This is a genomic window from Altererythrobacter chaiwopuensis, assembly GCF_054957755.1.
In genome coordinates, this window is record NZ_JBTXJG010000001.1 from 1,079,074 (window position 1) to 1,093,886 (window position 14,813).

The 14,813-nt window shown below is 59.3% G+C and carries 11 protein-coding genes and 1 tRNA gene; 2 read left to right on the forward strand and 10 right to left on the reverse strand.

What is annotated here, in order from left to right; genetic code table 11:
• Positions 1 to 143: 143 nt before the first annotated feature.
• The gene (gene rimO / locus ACX2DJ_RS05315; RefSeq protein ID WP_462571395.1) at positions 144 to 1,532 is read right to left on the reverse strand and encodes a 30S ribosomal protein S12 methylthiotransferase RimO; all 1,389 of its coding nucleotides are present in this window, start codon (positions 1,530 to 1,532) and stop codon (positions 144 to 146) included.
• A gap of 78 nt (positions 1,533 to 1,610) precedes the next feature.
• Here rimO and ACX2DJ_RS05320 point away from each other — a divergent pair, with 78 nt between their 5' ends.
• On the forward strand, positions 1,611 to 2,030 hold the full coding sequence (locus ACX2DJ_RS05320) for a DUF1761 domain-containing protein (protein WP_462571396.1): 420 nt from the start codon (positions 1,611 to 1,613) through the stop codon (positions 2,028 to 2,030).
• Positions 2,031 to 2,053: 23 nt separating this feature from the next.
• Here the strand turns inward: ACX2DJ_RS05320 and ACX2DJ_RS05325 are convergent, their stop codons facing one another.
• The 5 genes from ACX2DJ_RS05325 to ACX2DJ_RS05345 all read right to left on the reverse strand — a co-directional run bounded on the left by ACX2DJ_RS05325 (position 2,054) and on the right by ACX2DJ_RS05345 (position 7,200).
• Positions 2,054 to 3,115 (reverse strand): potassium channel family protein, encoded by a 1,062-nt coding sequence (locus ACX2DJ_RS05325; protein ID WP_462572556.1) that lies wholly within the window; start codon positions 3,113 to 3,115, stop codon positions 2,054 to 2,056.
• Between the two features lie 40 nt (positions 3,116 to 3,155).
• Positions 3,156 to 3,923, reverse strand: a complete 768-nt coding sequence (surE, locus tag ACX2DJ_RS05330) for a 5'/3'-nucleotidase SurE (protein WP_462571397.1) — start codon at positions 3,921 to 3,923, stop codon at positions 3,156 to 3,158.
• Positions 3,923 to 5,203 carry a serine--tRNA ligase gene (gene serS, locus ACX2DJ_RS05335; protein WP_462571398.1) on the reverse strand — a complete coding sequence of 427 codons (1,281 nt, stop codon included), beginning with the start codon at positions 5,201 to 5,203 and terminating at the stop codon, positions 3,923 to 3,925. The genes surE and serS overlap by 1 nt, the downstream gene beginning before the upstream one ends.
• A 161-nt stretch (positions 5,204 to 5,364) precedes the next feature.
• Positions 5,365 to 5,868 (reverse strand): c-type cytochrome, encoded by a 504-nt coding sequence (locus tag ACX2DJ_RS05340; protein WP_462571399.1) that lies wholly within the window; start codon positions 5,866 to 5,868, stop codon positions 5,365 to 5,367.
• A gap of 111 nt (positions 5,869 to 5,979) precedes the next feature.
• A complete protein-coding gene (locus ACX2DJ_RS05345) occupies positions 5,980 to 7,200 on the reverse strand; it encodes an MFS transporter (RefSeq protein ID WP_462571400.1) in 1,221 nt (406 codons plus the stop codon).
• Between the two features lie 86 nt (positions 7,201 to 7,286).
• Between ACX2DJ_RS05345 and ACX2DJ_RS05350 the strand changes: the two genes are divergently transcribed.
• On the forward strand, positions 7,287 to 7,625 hold the full coding sequence (locus ACX2DJ_RS05350) for a tRNA-binding protein (RefSeq protein ID WP_462571401.1): 339 nt from the start codon (positions 7,287 to 7,289) through the stop codon (positions 7,623 to 7,625).
• Here ACX2DJ_RS05350 and ACX2DJ_RS05355 read toward each other — a convergent pair.
• The 4 genes from ACX2DJ_RS05355 to ACX2DJ_RS05370 all read right to left on the reverse strand — a co-directional run bounded on the left by ACX2DJ_RS05355 (position 7,622) and on the right by ACX2DJ_RS05370 (position 14,800).
• Positions 7,622 to 9,589 carry a sulfotransferase gene (locus ACX2DJ_RS05355; protein WP_462571402.1) on the reverse strand — a complete coding sequence of 656 codons (1,968 nt, stop codon included), beginning with the start codon at positions 9,587 to 9,589 and terminating at the stop codon, positions 7,622 to 7,624. The two genes, ACX2DJ_RS05350 and ACX2DJ_RS05355, sit on opposite strands and share 4 nt — an antisense overlap.
• An 80-nt stretch (positions 9,590 to 9,669) precedes the next feature.
• A complete protein-coding gene (locus ACX2DJ_RS05360; RefSeq protein WP_462571403.1) occupies positions 9,670 to 12,321 on the reverse strand; it encodes a TonB-dependent receptor in 2,652 nt (883 codons plus the stop codon).
• A 383-nt stretch (positions 12,322 to 12,704) separates the two neighbouring features.
• A complete protein-coding gene (locus tag ACX2DJ_RS05365) occupies positions 12,705 to 14,390 on the reverse strand; it encodes a BCCT family transporter (RefSeq protein ID WP_462571404.1) in 1,686 nt (561 codons plus the stop codon).
• Positions 14,391 to 14,725: 335 nt separating this feature from the next.
• Positions 14,726 to 14,800 (reverse strand) — tRNA-Val (locus ACX2DJ_RS05370).
• Between the last annotated feature and the right edge of the window lie 13 nt (positions 14,801 to 14,813).

A 14,813-nucleotide genomic window follows, 5' to 3' on the forward strand; every position in this document is an offset into this window, starting at 1 on the left:
TGCCATTCAATCAACAAAGGGAAAATACCGATGAATATTGTAATAGCCTAAGCTTCGTTTCTATATGGGAATAATCTCTTTTATTACAACCATTGCTTACGTCAGCAAAGGAGGCGGGCAGGTTTTATTAAAATACTATTGTATTATTTTGGAGAAATCACCCCGAACAGGTCATGCGCGTCGGCATCTTCGATCTGCGTGTCGACAATATCGCCCGAACGCAGCGTTTCAGGCACATTGCGTAGATAGACCGCGCCGTCGATTTCGGGAGCATCGGCCTGCGAGCGCCCGGTTGCACCGATATCGCCGTCCTCGTCGGGCTCGCCGACCTCGTCGATGATGACGGGGAGCGTGAGGCCCACTTTCGATGCAAGCTTGGCCGCGCTGATCCGTTCGCTCACTTCCATGATCCGGGCGTAGCGTTCTTCCTTGACCGCTTCGGGCACCGGATCGGGCAGGGCATTGGCCGCCGCGCCGGCCACCGGCTCGAACCGGAAGGCGCCGACCCGGTCAAGCTGCGCCTCTTCCAGCCAGTCTAGCAGATAGCGGAAATCATCCTCGGTTTCGCCGGGAAAGCCGACCACGAAGCTGCTGCGGATGGCAATATCGGGGCAGATTTCACGCCAGCTTTTCAGCCGTTCGAGCACCTTGGCCTCGTTCGCCGGGCGCTTCATCAGCTTGAGCACCTTAGGCGCAGCGTGCTGGAAGGGAATGTCGAGATAGGGCGTCAACAGCCCCTCGGCCATCAGCGGAACCACCGCATCGACATGCGGATAGGGATAGACATAGTGCAGCCGCACCCATGGCGGGGCGCCGTCTGCCGTGCGCAACTGCCCCAGTTCGCGCGCCAGATCGGTCATGTGCGCGCGGACCGGGTGGCCCTTCCACTCCCGCTCCTCGTGGCGGATATCGACACCATAAGCGCTGGTATCCTGGCTGATGACGAGCAGTTCCCTGGTTCCCGCCGCGACCAGCTTTTCCGCCTCGCGCAGCACCGCATCGACGCGGCGGCTGGCAAGCTTGCCGCGCAGTTGCGGGATGATGCAGAATGCGCAGGAATGATTGCAACCCTCTGAAATCTTGAGATAGCTGTAGTGGCGGGGGGTGAGCTTGATACCCGCCTCGTCAGGCTGCGGAATCAAATCCACAAACGGCCCCTGGCTGGGCGGAGCATGGGTGTGCACCGCTTCAACCACCTGCTCGTATTGATGCGCGCCGGTGATCGCGAGCACCTGCGGATGGGCGGCGCGGATCGCATCGGCCTCCTCGCCCATGCAGCCGGTCACGATCACGCGGCCGTTTTCGGCAATCGCTTCCCCGATCGCCGCCAGGCTTTCTTCCTTGGCACTGTCGAGGAAGCCGCATGTGTTGACCAGAACCACATCCGCTCCGGCATAGTCGGGCGACATGGCATAGCCATCGGCGCGCAGCCGGGTAAGGATGCGTTCGGAATCGACCAGCGCCTTGGGGCAGCCGAGGGAAACCATGCCGACCTTCTTCTGGTCGGGGAGACGGGTTGTGGTGGTGTCCATAAGTGGCGGCGCCCCTACACCAGCGCGGCAAAATACGCTACTGTTTCGCGCGGGTCGATTGGAGGGGAGGGCAATTCGATGGATATGTTTGCAGTAAACTGGCTGGGCGTAGTGCTGGCGGCGTTGGCCGGTTTTGTAGTGGGCGGCATCTGGTACGGCCCGGTCATGGGCAAGAAATGGATGGGCGCGGTCGGCCTGACCGAAGAAGATGTGAAATCGGTCAACATGGGTATGGTGTATGGCGGCGCTTTCGCGTTTTCATTGCTGGCGAGCTGGGTGCTGGCGCATACGTTCCAGAGTTATGCCGAACTGGGCGCTGAATTCTCGGTTGGGGTCAAGGTGCTCACAGCGTTTGGCGTGGCTCTGGGCTTTATCGTCCCGGCGATCGGCACCAATTACCTGTTCTCGCAGAAGTCGAAGGCGTTATTCTTTATCGATGCGGGATATTGGTTGCTGTTCTACATCGCCATGGGGCTGGTGCACGCCTACTTGCCTTAATGCCTTGGGCATGTGCGTGAAGATCAGTGACCGTCACCTCTGCCGCCGCCGTTCTCGGTTGGAACGATCTCGACGATAATATCGCCTGCCTGCAGGTTCTTGCACTCATCTTCCCAGAAACCGAACGTTTGGCCGTCACGATAGACGCGCAGGCCGCGTCCGCCGCCCGGCAATTGGTCGATTGAACTGCCGCATTCCTCTTGCGTGATCATGCGCTCGACCAGCTGCACCCGGCCACTGACGGAGGCGAGGTCTGCCAAGTAATCAGCGATGTGGGCGCCGCGCGCGCTTCCTGCCAGCAAAAGGCCGGTGAAGCGGACCGGATTGATAACGGTGTTTGCGCCCGCCTGGCGCGCGAGCGCTTCATTGTCATCCGCGCGCACTACTACGCTGATCGGTACGTCGCCCGCCAGCGCGCGCACGGTCAGCACGATCAGGATCGAAGTGTCATCGCGCCCTGCCGATACCAGCACGCGCTGGGCCTTCCTGATCCGCACTGCCTCCAGCGTCGAATCGCGCGTCGCGTCGGCTGCCATCACATTGCAGCCCAGCTTTTCGGCTTCCACCAATCGTTCTTCGCTGGGGTCGACCACCACGATATGGCTTGGGTTGATCCCGCGCTCGATCAGCTCGTGCACGCTTTCGGAGCCGGAAATACCGAACCCCAGGACAACGATGTGATCGGCGAGGTTTTCCTGGATACGCTCCATGCGCCACTTCTCCCAGCTGCGCTTGATGATGAAATTATAGGCCGTGCCCACAAAAATGAAAAACACGGCAAAACGGATCGGAGTTACGATGATCGCCTCCACCATCCGCGCGCGGTCGGTCACCGGGGCAATGTCGCCAAATCCCGTGGTGGTGATCGAGATCATGGTGAAATAGACGATATCCGAAAAGCTGACTTCACCATCGACACTGTCGACCAGTCCTCCCCGGTCTAACCAGTGGATTATCACCACGAAGAACACCAGGGCGAGGGCCAAGCCGATGCGAATGAAGAAATCGCCCCAAACGGGCACCTTTACGGCGCGCCTGAGCGGCTTGAATTGCGGCCCGCGATAGTGGCGCGTGTCCTTGGCAATAACGACCCGGTCGAGCTGTTTTTCCGTCACGCTGTCGACTCTATCGCCCGTTGAACCGCTGCGCCAGCGGTTCCAGCGAAGCGCGGTGAGTGAGATCGAGCTGCAGAGGGGTGACCGAGACATAGCCTGCGGCGACGGCTTCAAGGTCAGTGCCATGATCGGGGGTATGTTCGATCGCGTCGAGCCCGAACCAGTAATAACGCTGGCCGCGCGGATCGCGGCCTTCGACCACCGACGCGCGGGCATAATCGTGGAAACCCTGGCGCGCCACGCGTATTCCCATGACTTCTTCTGGTGCGAGGCAGGGGAAATTGACGCTCACCAGCGTGCGCGGCTGGAACGGTGTACCAAGCAGCGGCTGGATCACCTTCGGCCCCCATTCCCGTGCTGCAGCAAAGCGGTCACCCCACGCCGGGCGATCCTGTTTCATTACCTGGCTCATGGCGATTGACCGCACGCCGGCCAGCGCCCCTTCCATGGCTGCCGACACCGTTCCCGAATAGGTGATGTCGTCACCCAGATTGGCACCTGCATTGATACCCGACAGGATCAGGTCAGGTTCGCCCTGCATCACCTGCTTGAGCCCGATCGAAACCGCATCGGTAGGCGTTCCGGTAACGGAAAAGCGCCGCTCGGCATGCTTGCGCAGGCGCACCGGCATCGCCAGCGTCAGCGAATGGCCCGCGCCGGTCTGGTTGTCGGACGGGGCACAGACCCACACGTCATCAGACAGCGCATGGGCAATCTCTTCCAGCGCCGCAATGCCAGGGGCGTGGATGCCGTCATCATTGGTGACCAGAATACGCATCAGGACCCCGGCTCCAACTTGGTTGCGCCGCCCATATAGGGGTGCAGCACTTCGGGCACATTCACGCTGCCATCGGCCTGCTGGTAGTTCTCGATCACTGCCACGAGCGTGCGCCCGACCGCCAGGCCTGATCCGTTGAGCGTATGGACGAAGGCGGTCTTTTTGTCACCGTCAGGGCGATAGCGCGTGTTCATTCGTCGTGCCTGGAAATCCCCCGTGTTGGAGCAGGAGCTGATCTCGCGATACGCGCCTTGCCCCGGCAGCCACACTTCGAGATCATAGGTCTTGCGCGCGCCAAAGCCCATGTCGCCCGTGCAAAGCAGCATCTTGCGATAGGGCAGTTCAAGTGCGCGCAGGATCGCTTCGGCGGCTTCGGTCATGCGTTCGTGTTCTGCCTCGCTATCTTCGGGGCGCGTGATGCTGACCAGTTCGCATTTCTCGAACTGGTGCTGGCGGATGAAGCCGCGTGTGTCCTTGCCCGCTGCGCCAGCCTCGCTGCGGAAGCATAGCGTCAGCGCGGTGAGCCGGATGGGAAGCACCGCATCGTCAAGGATCTGGCCCATAACCGAACTGGTGAGGCTGACTTCGGACGTGGGGATGAGCCAGCGGTCGTCGGTTGTCCGAAATGAATCATCTGCAAACTTCGGGAGCTTGTCCGTGCCATACATGGCCTCATCACGCACCAGCACCGGCGGATTGCATTCGGTATAGCCATGCTCGCGGGTCTGAACGTCGAGCATGAATTGGCCCAGCGCGCGGTGGAGGCGCGCCATGTCGCCGCGCAGGAAGGTGAAACGGGCGCCGCTGATGCTGGCGCCGGTCTCGAAGTCCATGCCCAGCGCGGGCGCTATATCGGCGTGTTCCCTGGGCTCGAATTCGAACTCCCGCTTGGTGCCCCAGCTCGCAACCTCGACATTGTCGTTCTCGTCCGCGCCCACAGGCACATCGTCGGCGGGCAGATTGGGAATAATTGCGAGCAAGTCATCAAGCTGTTGGTCGGCCGCGCGCGCGGTTTCCTCGAGCGCTGGCAGGACTTCCTTAAGTTCGGACACTTCGGCCTTGAGCGTTTCGGCCGTTTCCTTGTCACCCTTGGCCATGGCCTGGCCGATCAGCTTCGAGGCTTCGTTGCGGCGGCCGAGTGCTTCCTGCAGGCGCGTGGTGGCGGCGCGGCGCACCTCGTCAGCCTCAAGCAGTTGGGCGGCCACAGGCTGCGCGCCGCGCTTAGCCAGCGCGGCATCGAACGCCTCGGGGTTCTCACGGATAAAACGGATATCGTGCATGGGCAGCGCCTATGCCCTTTGCGCCGCGCAAATGCCAGATGGGAATGGACGAAAATTCCCGCCTCTCAGCGCATCAGCCAGCGATCGCCCGGAAAGCCGCAGCCATGCGTGCCTTGTTCGGCTTAAAGCTTTGTCATGCAAGCCGCCAGGCAAGCGTGGCCCTATCTTTCCGCATCCTTCAGGTAGGCAATCAGATCCGCACGCTCCTGATCGTTTCTGACTCCCGCAAAGGCCATCCGGTTGCCAGGCACAACCCGGCGGGGATTTTCAAGAAACTCATACAGCTTCTCCGGCGTCCAGGTGATTTCGCTTTCAGCCATCGCTGGCGAATAGTTGAAACCGTCCACGGTGCCCGCCTTGCGGCCTATGATACCGGCCAGCGATGGCCCCATGCGGTTTACGCCGGGGTCCGTGACATGGCATGTGCGGCATTGCATGAAAGCCCTCTCGCCAGCAGCTGCATCTCCGGTGAAGTCTGCCAGCACGGTGGCGCCAACCGCTGAAATGTCGTCTGCTTCCGGGGTTGCGGGGGCTGATTGTGCTGCCACCTGCTGGCTAGCTGGGGCAGTATCTTCGCTTGCGACGGAGGTGCTTTCGCTGCCGCCGCAAGCCGCAAGGAAAAGAGAGACGGCAATGGCGCCAATGCGGATCACTGATTGTTGCACGATGCTCTCTTTCTTTGCTGGTTTGGCAAAACGACACGGGGCTTAGAAGAACAAAGGGGCAAGGTCCATATGGCAGGCTCACTGGCCACGACGTTTTCAAACCAGCCTGATTCAACCTTCCTCTACTTCCAGTACCGCGGCCATTGGTGTGGTACGCGGCAAGCTCTGGAATGCCTGCTGCTCGAGTGGTGGCACTGAACCGCGAGCCAGGGTGCGAAGCATACCGAAAATGGCACCCATTGCAGCGATCCCGCCGATAACCACAAATAGCCCCTCAGGGCCCAGCAATCCCATGCCCGTAGAACCGATTATCGGCCCGGCCATGGCACCAGCCGAGTAGGCCAGCACCAAACCGCTACTTGCACCAACGCGTTCATCCTCGCCGAGATGGTCGTTCGAGTGCGCAACGCACAAGGGATAGAGAGCAAAGGCAAACCCGCCGAACAGGCTACCCAGCGCAATGGTGCCGACTGGAGGCAGCGGGAAAAAGGCGAGCGCAGCGCTGATTGCAGCGACGACCAGGAAGCAGGCGATTATTACGCGCCGTCTGTCAAACCGATCCGACAACATGCCCAGCGGATACTGCATTGCTACACCTCCAGCGATCACACTGGAGGTGAATAGCGCCACTTGCGACAGTTCCATCCCGATACGCTGCACGTAGACCGCCCCCATCGCGTAGAACGCGCCCAGCATTGCGCCCGTTGCCAGGGTTCCGAAGATTCCGAGGGGCGAGGCGTCATAGAGACGCCGCAGCGAAAATGGCACGAAATGCTCAAGCTGGGGTTGCTCCATGCGGGTCAGCAGCACCGGCAGCAATGCGATCGAAAGGAGTACCGCAGAGATCATGAAGGGCAGGTCGGGTGCGTTCTCGCCAAGGTTGAGCAGAAACTGTCCTGCCGCTTGACCGAGATACAGAGCGATCATGTAGGACGCGAGGATCGCGCTGCGGTTTGTTGGAGTTGCCTGCCGGTTCAGCCAGCTTTCGAGGCAAACAAACACTCCGGCCATGGTAAACCCATCGACAAATCGGAGGACAATCCAGATCGAGATGTGATCGATGATCGCATATGTCAGGCTGCTCGCCGAATAGACGGTAACAAAGGCAGCAAAGGCACGAATATGGCCGATCCTTGCGATCAGGCTTTCCACTCGCAGCGATCCCAAAGTGAGGCCGGAAAAATAGCTGGTCGCCGCCAGGCCGATCAGCAACGCTGCCACACCTGCCTGTTCCAGTCGAACGGCGATCAAGGTCGACAGAAAGCCACTGCCAATCATCAAGATGAAGATCGCTATCAGTAGAGCACGGACAGAGATGGCAGAAGCGAACATGCGCCATGCCTAGCAGCAATGCAGTGAGCATCAAACTCGGGACGGCTGGTTCGACAATTCCTGCTTCGCTGTCTAATTGGGGTGGCATGGACAAGATCGAATTCGCCGACTTCCTGAAGGTGGACATACGTTGCGGCACGGTGACGAGGGCCGAACCATTTCCAGAGGCGCGCAAACCTGCGATCAAGCTTTGGGTCGATTTCGGCCCTGGGATTGGTGAAAAGAAGAGCTCGGCCCAGATCACCGATCTCTACACGCCTGAAGGCCTGGTGGGCCGCAAAGTCATGGCAGTGGTGAATTTCCCGCCGCGCCAGATCGGCCCGCTCATGTCCGAAGTGCTGGTGCTGGGCTTTCCCGATGAACATGGCCGGATCGTTCTTGCCGACCCTGGCGAGGCAACACCAGACGGCGCGCGGCTGGCCTAACTGGCCAGCGAACCGAGCGCTTCCTTGAGCGGACCCAGCCAGGGTTCATAGGGTTTCCATGCGCCTTGCCCGGCGCGGTTGAGGGGCTGGCGCACCTGCTCGGAACTGGCGGTGCGCACTGCACGGTCGGTCTTGTGGAACTCGAGGCACGCCTGTTCGAACGGCAGGCCGAGAAATTCGAGCATGCGGCGGGTCTGCCCTTCCAGATCGTCCAGCACATCCTCATGCTGGACGCGCAATATCTTGCCAGGCAGCACGCGGTCCCAATGTTCCATCAGTTCGACATAGTCGGCGTAATAGCGACCTATTTCGTGCAGGCCGTAGGTAAATTCCTGCCCCTCGGCGAAAAGCTGCTTGAAGCCCGAAAAACAGCAGTCGAGCGGCGCGCGGCGCGCATCGATGATCCTGGCATTGGGCAGGATCAGGTGGATCAGCCCGATGTGGCGGAAATTGTTGGGCATCTTGTCGATGAAGAACGGCGCGCCCTGGCGGTGAATGCCGGTCTCTTCGACAAATTGCGCGCCAAATTGTTCGAGCTGCTCGGCTGTCAGATCATGCAGAATTTCGGGATAGCGAGATTGGCCGGTTTGCTTGCCTCGCAAACGGTGTGCCAGCGCAAGGATATTGGGCAGTTCCAGCGTGCCGTCGATTTGCGAATGGCTGGCGAGAATCTGTTCCAGCAGGGTAGAGCCTGCGCGCGGCAGGCCGAGGATGAAGATCGGATCGGGCGCTGTATGCCCCCTATCGCGGTGTTTTGCGAACAGTTCGGGCGTGCAGACCTCGCGCTGGCTGGCCAGCTCGCGGCTCATCGTCTCCGCGCTATAGCGGCTTTGTGCCCGTTTCAGAGCATTGCCTGCGTCATAGAAACGGAAGCTCTGTTCATATTCGCCGCGGTCTTCCAGCGCCTTGCCCAGTGCAAAGGACAGATGAACCCGGTCCATGAAGGCAAGATCGGGGCGAGCAGCTTGCCGGCGCATCGCATCGATCTCATCAGCGTCAAACCGATATGTCTTGAGATTGGCGAGCGCATAATAGGCATCGCCATGATCGGGCTTGGCCGCGATCGCCGCGTGATAGCTGGCCACCGCATCTTCGGCCTGGCCCACGGTCTTGAGCGCGTGCCCCCGGCTGGTGAGGGTGGCCGGATCGCCGGGCAATTTCTCAAGCACCGCTTCGAACAGGGCGAAGGCGCGATCATAGGCGCCGGTCTGCATGCTCTCGATTGCCAGCCTTGACTGGAACACAGGATTATCCGGATCGCGTGCGTGCAGCGCCTCGGCCTCGGTACAGGCCTTGTCGAACTTTTGCCGGCGGCGAAGAGCATCGATATAGTCCAGCCGCAGCTGGATATTGTCAGGCTCGAACGCGACCGCGCTCTCCAGCAGGAATTCGGCATCGTCGAGTATTCCCAGCTCGATCCCGATCCGCGCCAGCAACCGCATACCTTCGACATTGCGCGGGTTCTGGCGCAGGAAGTGGCGGCAGATCTCCTCTGCCCGCAGCAGGCGCCCCTCATGCAGATGATTGGTAACGGCGACTAGCTCGCGCGGAAGCGAGCCGAGCCGTTCGAACTGTGCCGCAGCGCTGGCCGCTTCGGCGCGCCTGCCGAGCTTTCCCAGCAGGTTCGCCTGTTCGCGCCAGCTGGCCGCCAGCGCCGGGTTGAAACGGGTTGCCCGCACAAAGGCGTTTAGCGCGGCCGGTTCGTCCTGGCGGGCAAGCGCCAGATGCCCTTCTTCCTGCCACGCGCGGCCATACTCCGGCATCGCCTGGTGAAGTTCGCGAAGGTATCCGGCAGCCTTATCGTGCTGATTGAGGTACCGGCAGGCAACCGCCGCCATATACAGCGCTTCGGGATGCGCAGCATCACCGTCCAGAACCGCTTGAGCGTGAGCGAGCCCGCGTTCGAACTCGCCGGCTTGCAGAGCGGATTGTGCGGCTTTGAGTTGATCGTCGCGTTCGGCCATTGCCTATCCCTACAAAGCAAAACGGTGGAGGTGAACCGCCAAGGCTCACCCCCACCGCTTCAAGCGCGTTTACGCAGAGTTCAATAGTCGAACGACACGCGCATGCCCACGGTGAGCGGACGGTTGGTGGTGATGCGTGCCCGGTCGAACACGAAGTTACCGGAAATCTCGGCCCGTGTGTCGAACAGGTTCTCGCCAAACACTTCGAATTTCCACTGATCGGCGGCGATACCGGCGGAAAGATCGAATACAGTGTAGCTATCGAGTTCGAGCTTGTTGATCTCGATGATGTCGGTGAACTTCGAAGCGGAATAGGAAAGTTGCGGCTGGATATAGGCGCCCAGCGTGCTGCTGAGATCCCATTCATAACGCACCCGCATATTGCCCTGGAACGATGGGGCAAATGCCAGATCCGAACCTTCAACCACATCGTCGGTTGGGGTCAGCACCTCGGTGATCTTGGTGTCGAGCACCGAGAATGCGCCCGCCACTGTCAGGCCCGGCGCGGCATAGGGGGCAAAGGTGAAGTCGGCTTCGACACCAAGGATTTCAGCATTCGCCGCATTGTCGGAAAAGAACAGATTGGTGATGCTGGGATCGAAGATGGTCGTCTGCAACCGGCTGATATCGACGAAAAACGCGCTGCCGTTGAAGCGCAATTGGCCATCGGCCATTTCCGTCTTCCAGCCCAGTTCGTAATTCTTCACCTCATCGGTGTCGAGTTCGAACGGCACCGTAAATCCAGATGCATTGGTTGCCCCGCCCGGGCGGTTTAGCAGGCCAGGGCGGAAACCCTCTGAATAGGTGGCGTAGAACAGAATATCTTCGCTGGGAGTGAGTGTGACGGTGCCCTTGTAAATCACACCGTCGGTCTTGGCCTTGTCGGGCGCGCGCACGGCGTTGAACACCTGCTGGGCTTGCGTCGCCGAAAGGCCAGCGGCCTGGATGTCGGCCAATGTATCGTCAAGCGTGAAGGTCTGGCGCAATGCCGGATCGCACGACCCTATAAAGGTGAATTCGCCATCGCCATCATACAGATCCGAGATATTGGTCCCGAACGCGTTCTGATCGGTAGCGCTGAAGCTGTTGCAGAACGAACCGTTGGCGCTGCCCTCAAGATCGACCTTGATGTCATAATAGCGTGCACCAAAGGTCACCGTCAGCAGGTCAGGCACAATGTCCAGGCTCGCTTCACCAAACAGGCCGAGCTGCTTGTCCGTGCGGCGAATGTCGTTGCGGAAAATGACATCGGCCGGGAACGGCCCCGGATCGGTGTTGAAACCGGGGAAGGGGAAGTTCGGCTTGAACGGACCGAACGGATCGGCAAGCACATTGCCTGGATATGCAAAGTCATTGCGCTCCTTGAGCGTAAGATCGCTGTAGAAGCCGCCGGCTGTCACGCGCCAGCGGTTTTCCACCGGCGTGCTGAAGCGCAGTTCCTGGGTGAACACGGTGGTCTTGCTGTCCGAGGACACATAGAGATTGGGGGCCTGGCATGTGCCGCTGGGATCGGCCGCGCCGGGATAGGTCACAGCGCCATCGCAAATGTAATAGGGCAGATACTGCCCGGCGAAGAGATAGTCGGAATAATCGACCCGCTGCTGCGTATCACGGTCGGTATAGGCACCGGTATAGACAACATCGAGCATGGCCAGGCGACCTTCGACGGTCCAGCTCGTGTTCGAGAAATCATCTTCCAGGCGGTCGTCTTCGAAACGCTGGATTTCAAGATCGCCGAGCCCGTCAAGTTCTGGATCGGCGAAAAATACGCCGTCGCTTTCCACGCTCTGGCGCGTGTGCGCGAGAGTGACGGTCCAGTCCGGCGTTACTTCCCATAGCGCGGTGGCGCGGAAGCCCGAATATTGCGTATCGTTGAAGTCATCTTCAACCAGGCTACTATTGTCCGCGTCGATGAAATTGACTGCCGAAAGGTCTGATCCGGCCTGAAAGCCCGCCCGGCCAGCGCTGACCGGCACACCATTGGCACGCACGGTGCCGGCGCTGCGGAAACGCGCGCTTTCGCTGGCGTTGCGCGTGCCTGCGACATTGTCGATGTAGCCGCCCTGGTCATCCAGATAGACGACCCCGCGCAGGGCCAGCGTGTCGCTGACCGGCACATTGACCATGGCTTCCGCCTTGTAGCTGGCTTCCCCGCCCTTGGTGAACGAGACTCCTGCGGTGGCGCTTGCATCGAAGCCCGAAAGGCTGGGCTTGTTGGTGATCAGGCGCACAACACCTGCCTGCGAACTCGCCCCGAACAGCGTGCCTTGCGGCCCGGACAACACCTCGATCCGCGCCATGTCGGCGGCGTAGACATCGAGATTGCGGCCTGGCTGTGCAAGCGGCTGCTCGTCGAGATAGAGAGCGACATTGGGCGCAAGCCCGGCCACGCCGGCGGTGGTCAGATTGGGCGTGGTTGATGCCAGGCCGCGGATATAGATCGTGCTCTGGCCAGGGCCGCTGCCACCGGCCGTAACGGTGGGAAGCTGATCGAGATAGTCTTCGAATGTATTGATATTGAGCTGTTGAAGCTCTTCCTCGCCGATTGCCTGCACGGAAACCGGCACATCCTGCAGGTCTTCGCTGCGCTTCTGCGCAGTCACGACAATCGTCGGCACCCCTCCAGTGCGCTTCGGCTTGGCACCAGCAGGGCCCTGATCCTGGGCCGCAACCGGTGAAGCCATGGCGATGGCAATGGCGCTGATTGATGCGCCGGTGACGAACTGTTTCATTCTTTTGTCCTCTCAAGGCAAACTGTGCGGTCTTGATGGGCGCAGCGTGCGGAACTCACGCCGCCAATATTCACATGAGAATTTTGTGAATTTGAATCGATAGCGATCCAATGGATGCGCGAGTTAACAATCCAATGGAGGGATAACCACAGCTTGAGGAGACAAAGTTTCAGAAAGAGTTGGGATGTTGTAAAATAACCACAACATGAAGTATATATTGATTTTCTCTATGTAGTTTTAATGTAAAAACCACTATATATAGAAAGAGACGTTTTTTGATTGATCAGTCGAAAGAAAACGATAAAATACATTCATGTATACTCAAATATCAAAAAGTTGTTATTTGATTTTAGCAAGTTTTCCGCGGAATCAATCGGGTGTTCTTATTTTGCCGGTTGCCAGTCCTGACAAGCTTCGGCTGTAGTTGGCACGCCATGGTGTTTGCGTATCAGGTCGAAAATGATCGCCTTGACGATCGCAATCGCCATCAGGGCCAGCACAAATGAAAATGGCAACGCGCCGATTATCATCGTGATTCTGATTGCCTCAATGCCGCCCAGCACCAGCATACTGCCCACCATAAATGCCAGTGCTGCGCCCCAGAACATGATGTGATGACGCCTTTGGCCCTCGTCTTCACCGGCACCGTTGATCGTGTTGACGATCAGGATCGCACTATCCGCTGAAGTCACAAGATAAGTCATCAGCAAAACCACCACGATGATCGAGACGGCAAAGGCCATCGCCGGATCGAGCAGTACTGCCAATGTTGCATAGAGCTGGTCCGAGATACCCGTGCCCAAGATTGCACCTTGCGCCGCGCCGCTCAGCTCCAGGTCAATCGCCGTTCCGCCAACAATCGCCATCCAGGCAAAGCACATCAGCGAAGGGATGAGTATCACTCCAAGTACATACTCCCTGACCGTGCGGCCGCGCGAAACCCGGGCAATGAACATTCCTACAAAGGGTGCAAAGGCGATCCACCAGGCCCAATAGAACACCGTCCAGTCAAGCTGCCACTGCTGCAATTGTTCACCGATTGCAGAGCCATCGCTGGTGAAGATGGTCAGCGCCGTAGCTGGCAATGTTCGTAGATAGTCGAACAATCCGGTCACCAGCAGTTCCATGCCAAACAAACCTGAACCAACAAACAGGAACAGTGCCAGAAGAAGGAACGAAAGGCCCATGTTGAGGTTCGACAACCATTTGATGCCGCGGCCAACCCCGGACAACGCACTCAGGGTAGAGGCACCGACGAGCACCAACAGCGCAAGCACTATCGCGGTTACGCTGGCCCGTCCGTCTTCATTTAGCAGCCACTCGCCCATGCCTACCCGGTAGAGCCCCGCTACAAATTGTTCGACCCCAAGCCCCATGGTCACGGCCACACCCAGAATAGTCGCGACGACCGCCACGACATCGACGACATGTCCAGCCAGGCCTGACATCCGCTGCCCGAACAGAGGAACCAGGGCAGATCGGATGGTCAGAGGCAGATTGCGCCGATAGGCCACATATCCGATTGCAAGCCCGACCAGCGCATAAGTTGCCCAGGCGGCAAATCCCCAATGCAGGAATGTGTAGACATAGGCAGGCCGCACTGCTTCGGCCGAGCGTGCATCGATCGCGCCACGAATAATCTCTGGACTATTGGCAAAATGGGACATCGGCTCGCCAACCGAATAGGTCAGCATGCCGATCCCGATGCCGGCGCCGAACAGCATGGCAAACCACGAAAAGCGCGAGAATTCGGGTTTCTCTCCGGGAGTTCCGATCCGCAAGCTGCCCGATTGCGGCAGGATCGCCAAAACCAGCGCCAGAACCATCAGCAGCGCGACGAGGTAGACATACCAGCTGCGGAAGCTCGAAATGATGTTGGCATTGGCGGCGGTCAGGGCTTCGCTCGCGCTGACAGGGAAAAAGATCGCCCACATGATGAGCAGGGACACGATGATCTTTCCGGGTATCGTCACCTCACGGCTGAAACCGTCGTAAAATCCCCGATTATGGGTCTCGATCGGCAGTTCAATGATGGGTGGTTCAATCGGACGATCCTGGTTTTCCGCCATGTGCTGATCTGATGTTCCTGCTAGCTGAATGGCAAATGCCTAATCGGCTCTGGAAGCAAGCCAATCAGCGTTTACCAATGAAAGATGGGGAACCAGCATAGAAGCCGTTCGGTACAATGCAAACCGGGTGCAGATTCAGAAGCAACGGCCAATGGCATCAAATTGATGGAAAGCCTTCATTTTGGCAGCTGAGCCATTCGGCACCTGGCCGAGATGGCGGCCATGCGCTCCCGGCAGTCTGCTGTCTTAGAGAAGAGCGAGCAATGGAGCTGACCGAGGCACAGGTTCCCCTCGCCGAGGTGGGGGCAACTGCCCAGCTAAGGATCTGAAAAAAATGGTGGGCGCGGCAAGGATTGAACTTGCGACCCCACCCGTGTGAAGGGTGTGCTCTACCACTGAGCTACGCGCCCGTCCGCCTGGACA